This window comes from Pseudomonas sp. GW821-FHT09E12 (assembly GCF_059416085.1).
The window spans coordinates 651727-667490 of the sequence record NZ_JBWKOM010000004.1; the positions used below are offsets into that span (position 1 = coordinate 651727).

The following is a 15764-nucleotide window of genomic DNA, read 5'->3' on the forward strand; positions in this document are numbered from 1 at the left end:
ATGCCCAAACACAGCGCTGGCAAGTCGCCAGCGTTGTATTCCAGCCTTGACTACACTCCTTTCACCCAGCGGAGGTTGCGCCCGGCGGTGCGCCGGCAAAGGAGTGCTCCATGTTTTCCCGCACGCAGTTTTCCGGACCGGCTCGGCAGCGTGGCGCTATTGGTCTGATAGGGGCGCTGGCGCTGAGCACGGCGGTGTTGTGCACCCTGGTGGTGGTCGACAGCGGGCGCCTGTACCTGGATCAGCGTGAGTTGCAGCGGGTGGCCGATAACGCCGCGCTGGAGGCGGTGGCGCGGGGTGGCAATTGCCTGGCGGGGGGCAGCGCGGCGGTATTTGCAAGAGAAAGCGCGGCGCGCAACGGCTTTGCGGTGGGAGACGACAGACCGCTGACAGCCACCTGTGGCTTGCTGCAGACCGGTGCCGACAACCTGCGCACCTTCAGCCCCAACGCCAGCCAGGCCAGCGCCATCCGAGTGGTGGTCAGTGAAGCGGTGCCCACCAGCATCGCCCTCGGCGTAACCAATCTGTTTTCCGACAATCCCGTCAGCACCACGACCTCGTTAAGTGCCACGGCGGTAGCGGCTCAACCCAAGCCACCGCTGGCGCAATTGACGATTCGCAGCACGCTGGTCGACCTCAATCTGTTGAACGGCGCCCTCAGCGGCCTCGCGGGTAGCGCGATCAATGTCAGCCTGCTCGGTTGGCAGGGCCTGGTCGATACCGACATCAGCCTGCTCGGTTACCTGAAGCAGTTGGCCGTCGACCTGAATGTGAGCGCCGGAAACTACAGCGAACTGCTCGACGTCGATACCGACGTCACCCAACTGCTCCAGACCAGCATCAGCGTGGCCCAGAAGAACGGCGCCACCGCCGAGGTCCTGACGGCCCTGGGCAGCATCAAGGCTGCAGCCATCAATACGGCCCCGGTGAAACTGGGTGACCTGTTGAAGTTGCAGACCGGCACCGCGGACTCCGGGCTGGATGCCAGCGTCCAATTGCTGAGCCTGGTCGAGGCGTTCCTGCAACTGGCCAGCAGCCAGAGCGCCGCGGCCGTCGAGCTGCCGGTGAGTGTGTTGGGGCTGGCGGGCGTCACCACCCGGGTCAAGATCGTTTCACCTCCCGAGTTCGCCATCGGCAACCCGGAACTGGCCGCCGTCGACCCGCTGGGACCCAATCGCATCTATGTACGTACCGCTCAGGTGCGGGCGTTGCTGACGGTGGATCTCTCGCTGATCAACAGTGTGCTGCAGGCGGTGAATGCTCTGCTGAAGCCGTTGGTGGATACGCTCAATATAGCCCTCAGCGCCAATCTCAGCTGTGTGCTCGGCGGCTCCTGCGTAAAGACCGACCTGCTGATCCTGCCGAACGGCGCGAACCTGGATGTCAGCCTCGAAGTGGCGGCCGGCGACAGTCATGTCACCGGCTATACCTGCGTCAGCGACAGCGACAACAGTCTTTCCGTCGACACCACCACCTCCGCGGTCAAGCTCAAGGTCGGTCGAGTGGACGCCAGCAACTGGGCGTCTTCGACCGCTCAAGTCAGCGTGAGCCCGTTGCCGCTGGTGGATATCGGCGCGAGGACCTGCCAGGGGCTGCTTGGCCCCTGTGGCGCGCGCGTCTCGTTTGCCGGCGGCGGCAGCGAGTTGATGATTGACACCTCGATTGCCGGCACCCACGAGCCGAATTTCACCTTCGTCAATCCGCCGAAAATGAAGCAGGAACTGGCGGACGACGATTGGCACAGCGTGACCGCCTCCAATGTGGTCAGCAGCCTGCGCGCGTCGCTGACCGGCATCACTCTGATTCAGCATCCGCCCAGCATCGGCAGCCTGCTCGGGGTGGTGCTCAATACCTTGCTGTCGGCGTTGAACACCGTAGTCGGCCTGCTGGCCACCGCTATCGGCGCCTTGCTCGGCCCGTTGCTGGACCCATTGCTGAACAATGTCCTGGCGGTGTTGGGCATCGATCTGAGCAAGGTCGAGGTGGGCGCCAACCTCACCTGCGGCCAAACCGGCCGGGCCTATCTGGTGATCTGATCGGTCTGTACCAACGGCAGGTCGATGCAGAAGCAGGCGCCTTCGCCGGTATTGCTCATGCTCAGGCGCCCGCCCATGTTCTCGACTATGCCGTAGCTCACCGAGAGCCCCAGGCCGGTGCCCACGCCGACCGGCTTGGTGGTAAAGAACGGCTCGAAGATGCGCCCCAGCAGGCGCGGGTCGATGCCGCCGGCATTGTCTTCGACCAGCAGCCGCACCCGCTGCGGGTCATATTCGGCGCGTATGGCGATCCAGGGCCGCAAGTCCGGATCCTGCTCGCGCCGGCCGAGCAGCGCATCCCGGGCATTGACCAGCAGGTTGATCAAGACTTGCTCAAGCTGATCGACATGGCCCCGCACCTGCACGTTGAAGTCGATTGGCGTGACACGCAATTCAACGCCTTTGCCGCGCATGCCGTCGGCCAGCAGCGACAGGCAGCCTTCCACGGCCTGGGCCGGATCGAAAGGTTGTTGCTCGATCTCCGAGCTGCGGCCAAACACCCGCATATGGTCCACCACCCGACCGGCCCGCTGGACCTGGGCATCGATGCGCTTGAGCTTGTCCTGCAGGTAGTCGAGTTGCACGTCGCCGTTGTTCAGGCGCTTGAGCACGTTGACGATGGCCATGCGCATCACATTCAGCGGCTGGTTGATTTCATGGGCCAGCCCGGTGGCCATTTCGCCCAGGGTGGCCATCTTCGCGCTTTGCATGAGTTGCAGCTGGGAGCGCCGGACTTCGGTGTTGTCGCGGCCGACGGCCTGGATCTCCCGCAGGCGTCCTTGCTCGTCGAACACCCCGCGGTCGGACCAGACCCACCAGGCATGTTCGCGCCCCGGCAGTTGCAGGTTGATTTCCGCGGTGCTGACCGGAAATTCCGGGGTCAGCTGGCGGATGCGTTGCACGAAGGCGGCGTGTTGTTCGGCGGACAGCCAGTCAGCGAGGTTGGCTCCGGCCAGTTGTTCGGGCGGGCATTCCAGGTAGGTCGCCAGGGGCCGGTTGCCGAAGGTCAGGGTCAGGTCGGGCAGGTAGCGGCAGATCATCGCCGGGGAGTCTTCCACCAGGATCCGGTAGCGCTCCTCGCTGAGTCGTATCTGCTCGGCGGCCAGGGTGGCGTCGGTGACGTCCAGCCACAGGCCGACGGCTTCGACCGGCATGCCCAGGTCGTCGCGCAGCAGCCTGGCCTCGTCGAGCACCCAGTGGTATTCGCCACGGCTGTCTAGCAGGCGGTAGCGGCTGCGCACCGCGCCTTCGCGCAGCAATTGCCGGTTGCGCTCGAAGTAGCGGTCGCGGTCGTCGGCATGCACCCGTTCCGCCAGGGCGCCGTCGTTGCAGTCGTTCAGGGTCCAGCCGAGCAACGGCTGCAGGCTGTCGCTGAAAAACGTCGGCTGCAGCGCACCCTCGACATAGCGCTGGACATAGATCACTGCTGGCGAATGGGCGATCAGGTTGTCCAGCCGGGCGTGGGCCGCGGCCGCCTGCTGCTCCTGATTCTTGATGTCGCTGATGTCCAGCATGAAACCGACGAAGCGCTGGTTCTGGCCAATGCCCAGGGCTTGCCCCTGCAGGCGGTACCAGATGGCCGGCAACTGCGGGTCGGCCCGCTGCAACCGTACGCAGAGCAGCAGCGGTTTGCCCTGTCGCAACTCTTGCAGGCGGCTGCTCAGTTCCTGGCGATCGGCGGGGTGGATCAGGGCCAGCCAGGCCTGCAGCGACAAGCGCCGGGTCTGGGGTTCCAGCAGCAGGTTGAGGGCCAGCTGCGGTGCCAGCTGGATCTCGTTGTCCTGCGCGAACAACTCCCACCAACCGGTGCCGAGCAAACCTTGCAAGGCCTCCAGGCGCTCCAGCTGGTGATGGTGCTGCTGTTCGCGCAAGCGTCCGAGCAAGGGCCCGGCCAGGGCGGCACTCAATTGCAGCCAGTCCCGTTCGCTCAACTGCGGTGCCTGCTGGCGTACCGGGTAGAAGCCGCAGAGCAGCCAGGCCGCGACACCGTGATCGTCGCGAAAGGGCACGACAAAGCCCTCGCTGCTGCCGAACGCACGTTGCAGGCGCGGATGCTCGCCAAGGCCTTGAGTGAAGATCAGCGACTGCGGGGCATTGCCGTTCAGGCTGTCCAGCCCGGTGCCCAGGACCTGGCCCTTGTGCCACAGCTGCGGTGCATCGGCGGCCTGATACAGGCCATGGATGTACCAGCCCTGTTCCAGGTCGTCGAGCAGCGCCAGGGCGAGGCAGGGGATATGCCAGTGCTGGGCCAGGGCATGGAGTTGCTCATGCAGCACCTCGGGCAGGCGAAAGAGGCTGCACAGGCGCAGCTGTTCGCTGATCTGCGCGGCGAACTGCTGGCAGTCCTGGCGTTGCTGCGCCTGCTGGCGTTCCAGCAACAGGTCGCCGATGTCCAGCAGGTGCAGGAGCCAGCCTTGGGTGGACGGTTGCACCCAGCCGCGCAGGTGCAGGGTTTGCCCGCCGGCGCCATGGAAGTCCAGGTCGAGCACCTGTCCTTGCCAGTCGCCAGGGCTGCCTTCGACACTCAGCGCGCTGTGCGCCAGCAGGTAGCCCAGCAGCGGCGCCGGCCCTTCGGCGGCCGGCGGCTGGGCCAGGGCGTGGCGCAGCGGGCCGGTCATTTGCAGCACCTGGGCGTTGTGGTCCAGGTGCACCAGCAGGCCGACCCCGGGCGTGGCCAGGGGCGGCGCGGGAGGAAGCGCCTGGGGCGTCGTCCGGCCGAGAAAGCGCCCGAGGAGTTTGTCGCCCGAGCTCAAAATTGCAGACTCGACTGGGCGCTGAGGTTCACGGGCAGTGCGGGCACGCTGCCCAGGCCCGGCAGCACCAGGAAGGGGATGACCTGTCTGAGCTTGTCGGTGGAGTAGTGGACACGGACCGTGAGCAGGCCACCCGCATAAGTCACGGTGGCATCGCTGGCGTTGTTGGCATTGAAGTTGAAGGCCTGTGGAATCCAGGTCAGTTGCTCGCGCAAGGTGTTCTTCGCGCGTGCTATCAGGGCGGCGTCATAGCCGGGCGTGGCGGGGTCCAGGGCGACGCTGCGCCGCACCGCTTCGGCAGTGGCCTTATTGAAGGACTGCACCATCAGAAGCGGCACGCTGTAGCTGACCAGGGCATAAAACACGGCGAAAAAAATGATGAAGACCATGGCGAACTCGATGGCCACGGCACCTTTTTGTTTTTCTGGCAGGTCGACTTTCACGGCGGCGTCTACCCTGACTGCTAGTAGGTCATGTCAGCATAGAATCATTCAGCCAGAAGGGATGTTTTTTAACCGATGCAGCATTGGATTCTATTGGCTTGGCTGGGGCTGTGCGCGGTGCAGGATATCCGCCAGCGTCATCTCGCCAACGGCTTGACCCTGGGGGGCGCGCTGCTGGCGCTGGGGTACTTGCTGTGGGCCGGCAACACCTGGCTGGGCGCCGACGCGGTGCAGGGGGGCAAGGCGCTGTTGCTGGCGTTGCTGCTGACCGTGCCGGGCTATGTGCTGGGCCGGATGGGCGGCGGCGACGTGAAGCTCCTGGCGGCACTGGGACTGGCATCCGACCCCCTGCACCTGCTGGGTACCTTCATCGGTGCCGCGTTGGCCAGCGGCCTATGGTGGTTGCTCGCGCCCAGGCTGTTGCCCGCGGCCGACCAACCGCTGGCAAGGTCCTTGCGATACCTCGATCCGCGGCAGGGGCAAAAGTACGCCTTTGCCCCTTTCGTCCTGGTCGGCATGGCCCTGACCCTGCTGTGGGCCCACTAGTCGTGCCGCCTATCTCTATGTACATAGTCGGAAAGTAGTCTACGTTTATTCTGTACCTGCCCGAAGTAGACGCGGCAGGGCAGGAACATTCGTCTTGGGCTTGCCAGGCATGGAGTTGCGCGTGAACAAGCTTATATCCCGCATCAAAGTACTCGTGGTCGACGACCAGCCGTTGATAGTCGAAGAGCTTTGCGAGTTTCTTGAAGGCAGCGGTTATCGCTGCGTCCCTTGTGAGTCCAGCCGCCAGGCGATCCAGCAGTTCAATGAAGATGCCGAAATCGGCCTGGTACTGTGCGACCTGCACATGCCCGATCTCGATGGCATCCAGTTGGTGCAGGAGCTGCAGCGTCTCGCCGGCAAGCATCGGGTCTTCGAGGCCATCATGCTCACCGGCCAGGCCGACAAGCAGGATGTGATCAAGGCCTTGCGCGCCGGCATCGCCGATTACTACCAGAAACCGATCGACCTCGATGAGCTGCTGGCCGGTCTGCAACGCCAGGAGGAAGCGTTGCAGGAGCGGCAGAAAAACCTGCAGCTGGGGCACCTGAACCAGAAGCTGCAGTTCCTTTCCGAATCCATTGACGATCTTTACCAGGATCTGGACAAAGTACGTCGCGCGCCACTCGCGCCACAGACGACGCAGGCGTCGGACCAGGGCGGCGAGGCGGAGCAGATCGAAATCCCGGCGATCTTCAATCAGCTGTCGCCCCGGCAACTGGATGTGGCCCGCCTGGTAGGCAAGGGGCAGACCAACTACCAGATCGCCTGTGAACTGGGGATCACGGAAAACACCGTGAAGCTCTACGTGTCCCAGGTGCTGCGCCTGACCCATATGCACAACCGTACCCAACTGGCATTGGCGCTGGCACCGAGCAACTCGGGGTTGCGCCAGCGCGTGACCGCCCACTGATTACTCCCCATGTGCAGCACCCCCCGACGGTCGCGAGGGTGTGCTGCGCATGCAGGCCGCTGCATCCTTCTATTGGTGGGCGAAAGCCCGGGCAATGGCGCTGACGCCAGGGCCGGCCAGGACGATCAGTAACGCCGGAAAGAGAAACAGCATCATCACGACGGACATTTTCGCCGACATCTTCGAGATGTATTCCTGCAGGCGCGTCAGGCGCCGCTCATCGAGCAGCAGCTTGAGCGACTGCAACGACTTCATCGCCCCACCGCCCTGGTAAATCAGCTGTTGCAGGATCACGCAGGTGTCGGTGAACTCATCGACGGCCAGCAGCCGCGCGGACTTGTTCAGTTCGTCCCCCAGTTCCAGGCCGGAATCCACCCGGGCCAGCACCATGCGCAATTCCTGGGTCAGGGCCGGCAGCAGTTTCTGCGCGTCCTTGCTCAACACCCGCAGGGCCTGTTCCACCGCCATGCCTGACTCGAACAGGATGCGCACCAGGGGAATGAAGGTGGAGATATCGACCGCCAGTTGTTTCTGCCGCCTGCTGGCGGCCATGGCCAACAGACGCTTGGGCAACAGGTAACCGAGGCTCAGGGCGAACAGCGGGGCGACCCAGTGGTTTTTCGCCGCCGGGAAAAACACTGCCTGGATCACCAGGGTCAGGCCCAGGGCGAGAATCGGTGCGCCGATCTGGCAGGCGGCGAACAGCGAGCGTTGCCGCGCGCTGCGCCAGCCCAGGCGGTTGAGCAGCAACTGGGTTTCATTGTCGAGCCTGACCGCGTGCTGGCCGACCTTGCTGTCGCCCAGCACGTGCAGCCAGTTGCCGAGAGTGTTGTCGCGCGCCAGGTGCCCCTGCAGGCGCTCGGTCACCTGGCGCGTTCGCCGACGCTGTTCCAGCAAGCTGCCCAGCACCAGCAGCATGGCCGCGAGAAACAACAGTGCACTGATCAGCAAGGCCGTCATGTCAAACACTCCGCAGCATGCGCCACAGCAGCGCGCAGCCGATGACCTGCAAACCGAAGGCGGCCAGCAGCATCATCCGGCCGCCGCTCTGGTTCCACATGCTCATCAGGTAGGTCGGGTTGGCTATCAGGAAATAGCCGGCCAATGACACCGGCAGGGCCGCGAGGACCATCGCCGTGATACGGGTTTCGCCGGTCATCGCGCGCAGTTGCCGGGCGGCCTGGTCGCGTTCGCGGATCAGCTTGATCAGGTTTTCCAGCAGCTCGCTGGCATTGCCGCCATAGCGGTGGTTGACCTTGAGCCCCAGGGCGAACAGGCGCAGTTCATCGCGCTCGTACAGTTCGGCGAAGTCCGCCACCGCATCCGGCAGGTTGACCCCCAGCTGCACATTGCGCTGGACCCGGCCCATGGCGTGCTGCAACGGATTGTCGGCGGCCTCGATGCCGCCCAGCACCGCGTCGGCCAGGGTGCGTCCCGACTTGAGGCTGCGCACGGCATGGTCGAGCAATGGCGGCAGCTGTTCGATCATGCGCTTGAGGCGCCGCCGGTACAGCCAGCTGATATACAGGCGCAGCAGCACAGGCGGTGCGACGAGCAGGGCGAGCAGCCCCGGCCACTTGCCCAGCCCATACCCGAGCATGCAGCCCAGGGCCCAGACCACCAGCCATAGCCCCAGGCGTTCGGTGGGACGACCGAGGCCCGCACGCAGAAAGGCCCTTTCGAGCCGGTTCCACGAGGTCTTTTCCTCGCTTGGTTGCGGTTGCCCCTGGGCCAGGCGGTCGAGCACCCGGGCGGTGCGGGCCTGGCGCAGGCCGCTGTAGAACATCCAGCCCGACAGCCCCAGCAGGGTCAGGCACAGGAGGGCAAGCAGCACGGGACCTAACATGCGGTGGCGCTCCCTGGCTCAGTTGACGGGCAAGTCGGCGTCGCGTCGCAGCTTGTCGCCAGCGGGGTTGGCCGCTTCGCGCAGAAAGCCGAAACCGCTACGTCGGTTCAGACGGAACAGGGTGTTGGTGACGTAGATGTTTTCGCGTACGCCGACCACTTCCACCACTTCGCTGACGCAGCGCCGGCCATCGGGCAGGCGCGTCAGCTGAATCACCACGTCCAGGGCCGCGCAGATCATCTGCCGCAGGGTGCGTTCGGCCACCTGGCGCCCGGTCAGGCCCACCAGGGTTTCCAGGCGCAGCAGGGCATCCTGGGCATTGTTGGCGTGCACGGTGCTCATGGAACCGTCGTGGCCGGTGTTCATCGCCGTCAGCACATCGAGCACTTCGACGCCACGGATCTCGCCGAGGATGATCCGGTCCGGGCGCATGCGCAGGGCGTTGCGGATCAGGTCGCTGGCCTTGACCTCGCCATGGCCTTCGGCGTTCGGCGGACGGGTTTCCAGGCGCACCACATGGGGATGGCCCAGTTGCAGTTCGGCCACGTCCTCGATGGTCACCAGCCGTTCGTGAGGGTTGATCAACTGGCTGAGGATATTCAGCAGGGTGGTCTTGCCGGTGCCGGTGCCGCCGCTGATCAGGATGTTGCAACGCTTGCCCACGGCTTCCTGGACGAATTCGAAGATCGCCTGGTCGATAGTCTGCATGGCCATCAGGTCGCTGCTCTTGAGCATGTCCTTGCGGAATTTGCGGATCGACAGGCAAGGGCCATCGAGGGCGATCGGCGGGATGATCGCGTTGACCCGGCTGCCGTCGGGCATCCGTGCATCGACCATGGGCGAGGACTCGTCGAGGCGTCGGCCCAGGGGCGCGAGGATGCGTTGCATGACCCGCTCCACATGGTGCGCGTCGATGAAACGCAGGTCGCTCTGGTGCAGCACGCCATCGCGCTCGACGAACACCCGGTGCGGGCCGTTGACCAGGATCTCGGTCACCGCCGGATCGCGCAGCAAGACTTCCAGTGGGCCGAAACCGGTGAGCTCGTCCACCAGTTCTTCGGCCAGGCGCTCCATTTCATAGCGGGAGATCGCCAGGTGCAGGCGCGAGATGTATTCGGCCACCTTGTCGGTAATGAAGTGCGCCAGAGCCTGGCGCGAACCTTCCAACAGGTTTTTCCCCGACTCTTCGATGGCGTCGATGACATAGCGATGCAGCACCAGTTTCAAACCCTCGTGATCGGTGTTGCCGACCGGGCTGTGGGACTGGGCGCCGAAAAGTTTTTCTCTGCTCATCGACTTCCCCTGAGGCGCTCGAACCAGCCGGGCTTCGCCGTGGGCAGCCCTTGGGAGCGTCTGGCCAGGCGCTCGCCGAGGGTCTTCAGGGCTTGGGTCAGGCCTTCGCGGGGGGCCAGTTCGAACAGCGTGACGCCCTGGTTTTTCGCGTTGAGGCGTACCTCGGGGCTATAGGCCAGGACCGCGATCACTTCCAGGGCAAAGGTCTTGCCCAGGGTTTCCGCATCCGGAGCGACCCCGCGCAGGTAGCGGTCGACCAGCAGGCGGGCGTGTTCCAGCTTCATGCCTTTTTCGCGCCAGAGGTTGAGCACCGCTAGGTTGCGGCGGCAGTCGAGCACGCTCTGGTCGGTGTACCAGAGCAATTTGTCGCAATGGCCGACGAAGGTGCGCAGGGCTTCGCTGTCCGGTTGTCCGGTGAGGTTCACCACGATGTGCTGGAAGTGCTGGCGCAGGGCGCTGAGCAGCATGTACAACTCGGCGGCGCTGGTGCGCTCCAGCGGCTCGTCATGGCCGGCATAGGCCAGGATCCGCAGCCCGGCTTCAGTGCTGGTGAAGGCACTGTCGATCAGGGTCGCATCCAGGCGCCGCAGATGGCGCAAGGCATCGCCGAAGTGGAACGAGCTTTCCAGCCCCAGCAGCGCCAGGCTGTCGCCGCGCGGCAGGCCGAGGTCGAGCAACAGGGTCTGCTGGCCGCTCTTCTGCACCACCAGCGCCAGATGGCTGGCGAGCAAGGCGCCATCGGCATCGCTCTGGGTGCCGTAGAGCACGGTCAGGCCGCCGAGCTGGGTGCTCGGCGTGACCTGGGGCAGGCGTTTGCTCAGGCGCCGTACCAGGCCGGCCACTTCACTGGAGCGCGAGCCGTAGGCCACGAAGTCGCGGGCCCCGGCGCGCATGGCGTTGAGTACCAGTTGGTTGTCCATGCCGTCGCCCAGGGCGACGATGGCCAGCATCGGCTTGGCCTCCAGCGCGCCCTCGATCAACGCCGACTGGGTGACTACATGCTCGCGATCGAGGCCGACGAAGACCAGGCTGGCGAATGTCACATCCACCAGCGCCAGCAATTCGTCGAGGCTGCCGCTGCCAGCGCTGACCACCTGCCCGAGTGGCGCCAGGGCGCCTTGCAGCCATTCCAGGTCGGTGCCGTTGCGGGTGATCGCGAGGAAGGTCTGGCTCAGGTTCTGACTCATTGCGATAGCCCACTGCGTTGATTGAAGTTGCGGTTTTCCAGGGAGTACCCGTTCGGGTCGTGCGTACGCAGCGGGGCGTCGCCCCCGGCAGGTACACCGCTCGACATCAGGGGTCGGATCAGGCCTTTGAACAGGGGCTGGGAATCATTGGACATGAAGAGGTGTCCTTGCATGATCAGGGTGTTTGTTGGCTCGCTTCGATGCCGCGTATGACTTCTATCTGGGCGCGACGCGATGTGGCGTCGAACGTTCTGGTGGTGGAGGGGGAGGGGGTGGACAGGGCCAACTGGTTGAACTGGATCAAGGATCTGTCGGCGTTTTGCAGATGCTTCGACGCGCTTTTTTCGCCGGCCCAGTAATGTGCCAGGCGCTTCTCGTCGGCGCTGCGTACCGCCAGGCGCAGAACGCCGGCTTGAGCCGCGAGCATCAAGCGGCTCAGCAAGGGTTCCGGGACGGCCAGCAACACGCTGCGCGCGTTCAGGCGACGCTGATCCTGTTTGAGTTTTTCCTCGGCACTGGCGGGCGGCGAGCCCGGCTTGCCATCGTTGGTCAGGCCCAGTTGCTCGCCAATGCCCAGCACCCGCAGGGCCGGCACCACGACCTGGGCCGAGGGCAGCAGGTTGTTGCTGTCCTGGCGCAGGAACAGCAGCACATCGACGTAGTCGCCAGGGCTCAGTTGCCCGCTGGCGCCGATGACTTCGTCTACCGCGACGGCCAGGGCGCGCTCGTCGGCACGGATCATGCGGGCCACGCTGCCCCCGGCTTCGAAGCTTTCCTCGCTCAGCCAGGTCCCCGCCGGCAACGCCCGCCATGGCGTGCGTCCGATGACTTGATCGAGGCTTTTGAGGCTGCCGGCGGGCGCGGTGCGCAGCCGCTCCAGCGTGACATCGCCGGCCTTGATGGGAACGAACGGAGGTATGTCGCGTACCAGCACCGCGACGGGCTGGCGAGTCGCATCTTCGGCGGAAGCAGTGACGGTTTGCACGGCGTCGGGGGAAGGCTGCGCTACAGGTTGCGCTGCGGGCCGGCGACTCAATGCCAGACCCCAGTAACCGGCAATGAGAGCCCCCACCAGAAACACCCCAGCCAACCCCATAGTGATACGACTGTTCATGACGGCTCTCCCTTTCCCGCTGCATTACCGACTCGCACATCCAATGAGTCAATTTCGCAATCAGGCAGCTATGAACAAGCAACTATTTCGCTATTTGAAGGTAGAACAGCTGCAACAAAACGCCATTACTGTCGAGAAAATAACTTGGCTCATCCGTGCCCTGTCCGATGTCGCGTTTTTTTTGACGTCAAAGAGACGAGCTAATACTTAATGATTAATTCGTTCTTACAGTTGTTGGCTGGAAGTTTGTTGACAATGCTGTGGTGGCACAGGGGAATCATGTTGCAACGCTGCAACACCCGATGCATTGAGGAGAAACTAGATGTTCTTCATTCTCGCTACCCAATGGATCACCCTTCTGGCCTCCCGGCTCCTGCGTTTCCTCAAGAATAACGAGGGCGCGTCAGGGATCGAGTACGCGCTTATCGCCGGTATGGTGGCCGTGGCCATCGCGGCATTCGTACCTGACATTTCAAGCGCTATCACCACCACCTTCACGACTCTGCAAGGGGCATTGGAGGGCGACACTAGCGCTGCTGCTCCTAGTACCCCGTAACACCGGTCCTCAAGGCTTTATCGAGGCGTCGATACCCATCGGTATTCAGTCACTTTCAGGTATTGCCCATGAGCTCCTCTTCGTTTCCACGCCAGCAGCTTCTTCTCGTGGACGATGAAGAGGACGCTCTGCTCGAGCTCGCCGAATTGCTCGAAGGTGAAGGCTTCTGCTGCTTCACCGCGACCTCGGTCAAGCTCGCCCTGGCCCATCTCACTCAACACCCGGACATCGCGCTGGTCATCACCGACCTGCGCATGCCGGAGGAGAGTGGCCTGTCGCTGATCAGGCGCCTGCGCGATCACACCTCCCGCCAGCACCTGCCGGTGATCGTCACCTCGGGGCATGCCGACATGGATGACGTCAGCGACCTGCTGCGCCTGCAAGTGCTGGACCTGTTCCGCAAACCCATCTATCACGTGCGCCTGCTGGAAACCCTGAACACGCTGTTCCCGCTGCCACGTATCCATCTGGTCAATCCCTGAACCTTCGCGCTCCTCCCGATGCCCGGTTTTCGTCGCCGTCGGTGTGATTTTTCGATGGTGTCATAATGATGGCTCCTGTACATTTGCCGCCGCTTGTCCGGGCGTTTGCCGACAAGCCGGTAGGGATGCCTGAAAGACACCGGCGCGCCTGCTGAAACCTGTCGTCCGCGTTTCTGGAAGGGATATCCCCATTGAATACTTCATTCCTGCGCCGCTCGCTGCTGGCGCTGTCTGTGGCCGCCGCCGTGCCCCATGCGCCATCGTCGATGGCGGCGGACCTGAACTACGACCTCGGTGGCGGTGCCTTGAACAGCACGCTGCAGACCTTCGACAATGTGCGGTTGAGCGGGACGTCGCAGAACACTGGCGCCGATTTCAGGGGGTTGACGGTCCAGGGCGGTTTTATCAATGACGGGGCGGTCAATTTCAGCAGCGGCTCGACCCAGGCCGGGTTGTTCTTCGCTTCTCAGGCGTCGACCGCTTCGACCTTTACCGGCGACTTCATCAACCGCGGTTCGGTCCGGATCGACGGCCTTGATGCGTCTGCCTTGCCGAGCGGTATCCTGCATTCCGGCAGCCAGATCGGTGGTGACTTGATCAACGAAGGCAATATTTCGGTGGCGGCCGAGGGGGCCGTCGGCCTGGATATCTACCAGGCGACCATCGCCGGCCAGGTGCTCAACACCGGAACGATTGCGGTCACGGGGGAGGGCGCCTACGGCGTGTTGATGTTCTCTACCTCCACCGGCATCGGCAGCGACAGCGCCATCAGCGCAACGACCATCGACAATCGCGGCACCATCACCGCTCGTGGACGGAGCGCCAAGGGCATCGAAATCGAAAATGCCGTTTCCAACGGCGGGGTCAGCAACGGTATCGTCAACAGCGGCACGATTGCCGCCGATGGTATCGGCGTACACGTGGTCAGCTTTGCCAACCCTTCTGTGCTGTTTTCCATCAGCCAGACCGAGGGCCTGATCGAAGGGGGCATCGCGGCGATCCGGGCCGATCAGCCAAACACTTATTTCTACTGGCAGGGAGGGCAGGTCAAGGGTGATCTGCTTGGGCTTTCCGGTGTGTTGGCCAGCGGTGAGGTGAGCTTCGACGGCTCGACCATTCGCGCCGGTTATGTGGACATCGATGACGGCCGCCTGACCCTGCTGCGCCCGCAAACCACCATCGATGGTGGGCTCGACCTGGACTCTTCGACCGCCATCTTGCGCTTGTTGCTGGACAACGATACCAACCCGACGACGCCGATCCTGAAGGTCACGGGCTCTACTTCTTTCGGCGAAGGCAGCCGCATTGAACTGGCGGCGCGCTCCAGCAATTTTCGCACCGGAGCCGATGGCACACGCTACACCCTGATCAACACCGGCACTTGGGAAGAGCCGCAGAACGCCAATGTGGTGTCGTCGTCCGCGTTACTGGAAGTCAAAAGCTTCGGCATCGAAGGCAATGACCTGAAGGCGCTGGTCACCACCAAGAACCCTGCGGTGGTCGAGGAGAACATCATCCAGGCGGACGGCTCGCAAAACGCCGCGAACGCCATCAAGCCGTTGTCGAACAGCCTGATGACACGGCTCGATGAAAACGATCCGGTGTTTCGCGCCTTTGCCAGCGCCTCCTCGGATGCCGAACTGGCCAGGCTCTCCGAGACCCTGGGCCCGGACGTCAGCCGTGGCGTGATTCATGCCGCCACCAGCGGCCAGAATCTGGTCAGCAACGTGATCACCAACCGCTCCAGCAGCGCTCGCAATGGTTTGTCTTCGGGCGACGTGTTGGCCGAGAAGGGCGTGTGGCTCCAGGCGCTGTCCAGTGACGCCGACCAGGACAGCCGCAAGGGTGTCGAGGGTTATGACGCCAACAGCCACGGGATTGCCGTGGGTGCCGACGGCCAGCTCAACGCCGATACCACACTGGGCCTGGCCTACAGCTACCTGGACAGCGACGTGAAGTCTTCCTCTGGCAACAAGACCGATGTCACCGGCCATGCCCTGACCCTGTATGGCGACTGGACCCACGACAACTTCTTCGTCGACGCTTCGTTGATGTACGGCTGGAACGACAACGAGTCCAAACGCTACGTCGCCGGCACCCGCGCCAAAGGCGATTACGACAGTGAAATCTTCGGCGTCAATGCCCTGGCCGGCTACAGCCTGCGCCTTGACCGGCACCTGCTGCTCGAACCGCAGGTCGGTGCCCGTTACGCCAACGTGATGATCGATTCGTACCGCGAAAAAGGCAGCTCGGCGGCCTTGAATGTCGCCAGCCAGCGTTATGAAGTGGGCGAGCTGGGCATTGGCGCGCGCCTGGCCGCCGCGTTCGATCTGGGCCGGGGCAGCCTGGAGCCGGAAGCCAGGGTCATGGCCTGGCACGACTTCATCGCTGACAAGGCCAACACCACCTCGACCTTTGTCCTGGGGGGCACGCCATTCACCACCAGCGGCGCATCGCCGGTACGCGACAGTTATGAAACGAGTCTGGGCGCGACCTATCGCGTCGGTGCCTGGAGCCTGGGCGGTTCGTACAACTACCTGACCAAGACCGACTTCTCTGCTGACACCTTCACCGCCAAGGTGCGCTACGACTTCTGAT

Annotated in this window: 13 protein-coding genes; 6 read left to right on the forward strand and 7 right to left on the reverse strand. The window is 63.8% G+C overall.

Annotation, left to right across the window (positions count from 1 at the left end; translation table 11 throughout):
• The first annotated feature begins 110 nt into the window (after nucleotides 1–110).
• Entirely contained in the window at nucleotides 111–2036 is a 1926-nt protein-coding gene (locus tag AC07PQ_RS14835) for a TadG family pilus assembly protein (RefSeq protein WP_493185779.1), read from the forward strand.
• Here AC07PQ_RS14835 and AC07PQ_RS14840 read toward each other — a convergent pair.
• Together AC07PQ_RS14840 and AC07PQ_RS14845 are read right to left on the reverse strand one after the other, a co-directional pair.
• Nucleotides 2021–4789, reverse strand: coding sequence for an ATP-binding protein (locus AC07PQ_RS14840; RefSeq protein WP_493185780.1), 2769 nt, complete (start codon nucleotides 4787–4789; stop codon nucleotides 2021–2023). The genes AC07PQ_RS14835 and AC07PQ_RS14840 overlap by 16 nt on opposite strands.
• On the reverse strand, nucleotides 4786–5232 hold the full coding sequence (locus tag AC07PQ_RS14845) for a TadE/TadG family type IV pilus assembly protein (RefSeq protein WP_493185781.1): 447 nt from the start codon (nucleotides 5230–5232) through the stop codon (nucleotides 4786–4788). Before AC07PQ_RS14845 ends, AC07PQ_RS14840 begins: the two co-directional genes overlap by 4 nt.
• Before the next feature lie 75 nt (nucleotides 5233–5307).
• Between AC07PQ_RS14845 and AC07PQ_RS14850 the strand changes: the two genes are divergently transcribed.
• A complete protein-coding gene (locus AC07PQ_RS14850; protein ID WP_007928692.1) occupies nucleotides 5308–5778 on the forward strand; it encodes a prepilin peptidase in 471 nt (156 codons plus the stop codon).
• A gap of 121 nt (nucleotides 5779–5899) precedes the next feature.
• The gene (locus AC07PQ_RS14855; RefSeq protein ID WP_493185782.1) at nucleotides 5900–6688 is read left to right on the forward strand and encodes a response regulator transcription factor; all 789 of its coding nucleotides are present in this window, start codon (nucleotides 5900–5902) and stop codon (nucleotides 6686–6688) included.
• A gap of 69 nt (nucleotides 6689–6757) precedes the next feature.
• Here AC07PQ_RS14855 and AC07PQ_RS14860 read toward each other — a convergent pair whose 3' ends face one another.
• From AC07PQ_RS14860 to cpaB, 5 genes are all read right to left on the reverse strand, one after another.
• Complete coding sequence (locus tag AC07PQ_RS14860; protein ID WP_007928696.1) at nucleotides 6758–7648, reverse strand: type II secretion system F family protein; 891 nt, start codon at nucleotides 7646–7648, stop codon at nucleotides 6758–6760.
• Between the two features lies 1 nt (nucleotide 7649).
• Complete coding sequence (locus AC07PQ_RS14865) at nucleotides 7650–8534, reverse strand: type II secretion system F family protein (protein WP_007928699.1); 885 nt, start codon at nucleotides 8532–8534, stop codon at nucleotides 7650–7652.
• Nucleotides 8535–8552: 18 nt separating this feature from the next.
• Complete coding sequence (locus tag AC07PQ_RS14870) at nucleotides 8553–9827, reverse strand: TadA family conjugal transfer-associated ATPase (protein ID WP_101336733.1); 1275 nt, start codon at nucleotides 9825–9827, stop codon at nucleotides 8553–8555.
• Nucleotides 9824–11014, reverse strand: coding sequence for a CpaE/TadZ family protein (locus AC07PQ_RS14875; RefSeq protein ID WP_087092537.1), 1191 nt, complete (start codon nucleotides 11012–11014; stop codon nucleotides 9824–9826). Before AC07PQ_RS14875 ends, AC07PQ_RS14870 begins: the two co-directional genes overlap by 4 nt.
• A 175-nt stretch (nucleotides 11015–11189) precedes the next feature.
• A complete protein-coding gene (gene cpaB / locus AC07PQ_RS14880; protein WP_493185783.1) occupies nucleotides 11190–12128 on the reverse strand; it encodes a Flp pilus assembly protein CpaB in 939 nt (312 codons plus the stop codon).
• Nucleotides 12129–12450: 322 nt separating this feature from the next.
• Here cpaB and AC07PQ_RS14885 point away from each other — a divergent pair, with 322 nt between their 5' ends.
• From AC07PQ_RS14885 to AC07PQ_RS14895, 3 genes are all read left to right on the forward strand, one after another.
• Complete coding sequence (locus AC07PQ_RS14885) at nucleotides 12451–12684, forward strand: Flp family type IVb pilin (RefSeq protein ID WP_101336736.1); 234 nt, start codon at nucleotides 12451–12453, stop codon at nucleotides 12682–12684.
• A 68-nt stretch (nucleotides 12685–12752) separates the two neighbouring features.
• Nucleotides 12753–13166 carry a response regulator gene (locus AC07PQ_RS14890; RefSeq protein WP_007928714.1) on the forward strand — a complete coding sequence of 138 codons (414 nt, stop codon included), beginning with the start codon at nucleotides 12753–12755 and terminating at the stop codon, nucleotides 13164–13166.
• Between the two features lie 191 nt (nucleotides 13167–13357).
• Nucleotides 13358–15763 (forward strand): autotransporter family protein, encoded by a 2406-nt coding sequence (locus tag AC07PQ_RS14895; protein WP_493185784.1) that lies wholly within the window; start codon nucleotides 13358–13360, stop codon nucleotides 15761–15763.
• The last annotated feature ends 1 nt before the right edge of the window (nucleotide 15764 follow it).

Excerpts from the sequence above, each read along its gene's own strand:
- AC07PQ_RS14835 (WP_493185779.1), top strand. The coding sequence starts at position 111 with ATGTTTTCCCGCACGCAGTTTTCCGGACCGGCTCGGCAGCGTGGCGCT.
- AC07PQ_RS14870 (WP_101336733.1), bottom strand. The coding sequence starts at position 9,827 with ATGAGCAGAGAAAAACTTTTCGGCGCCCAGTCCCACAGCCCGGTCGGC.
- cpaB (WP_493185783.1), bottom strand. The coding sequence starts at position 12,128 with ATGAACAGTCGTATCACTATGGGGTTGGCTGGGGTGTTTCTGGTGGGG.
- AC07PQ_RS14885 (WP_101336736.1), top strand. The coding sequence starts at position 12,451 with ATGTTCTTCATTCTCGCTACCCAATGGATCACCCTTCTGGCCTCCCGG.
- AC07PQ_RS14875 (WP_087092537.1), bottom strand. The coding sequence starts at position 11,014 with ATGAGTCAGAACCTGAGCCAGACCTTCCTCGCGATCACCCGCAACGGC.
- AC07PQ_RS14865 (WP_007928699.1), bottom strand. The coding sequence starts at position 8,534 with ATGTTAGGTCCCGTGCTGCTTGCCCTCCTGTGCCTGACCCTGCTGGGG.
- AC07PQ_RS14860 (WP_007928696.1), bottom strand. The coding sequence starts at position 7,648 with ATGACGGCCTTGCTGATCAGTGCACTGTTGTTTCTCGCGGCCATGCTG.
- AC07PQ_RS14890 (WP_007928714.1), top strand. The coding sequence starts at position 12,753 with ATGAGCTCCTCTTCGTTTCCACGCCAGCAGCTTCTTCTCGTGGACGAT.
- AC07PQ_RS14850 (WP_007928692.1), top strand. The coding sequence starts at position 5,308 with ATGCAGCATTGGATTCTATTGGCTTGGCTGGGGCTGTGCGCGGTGCAG.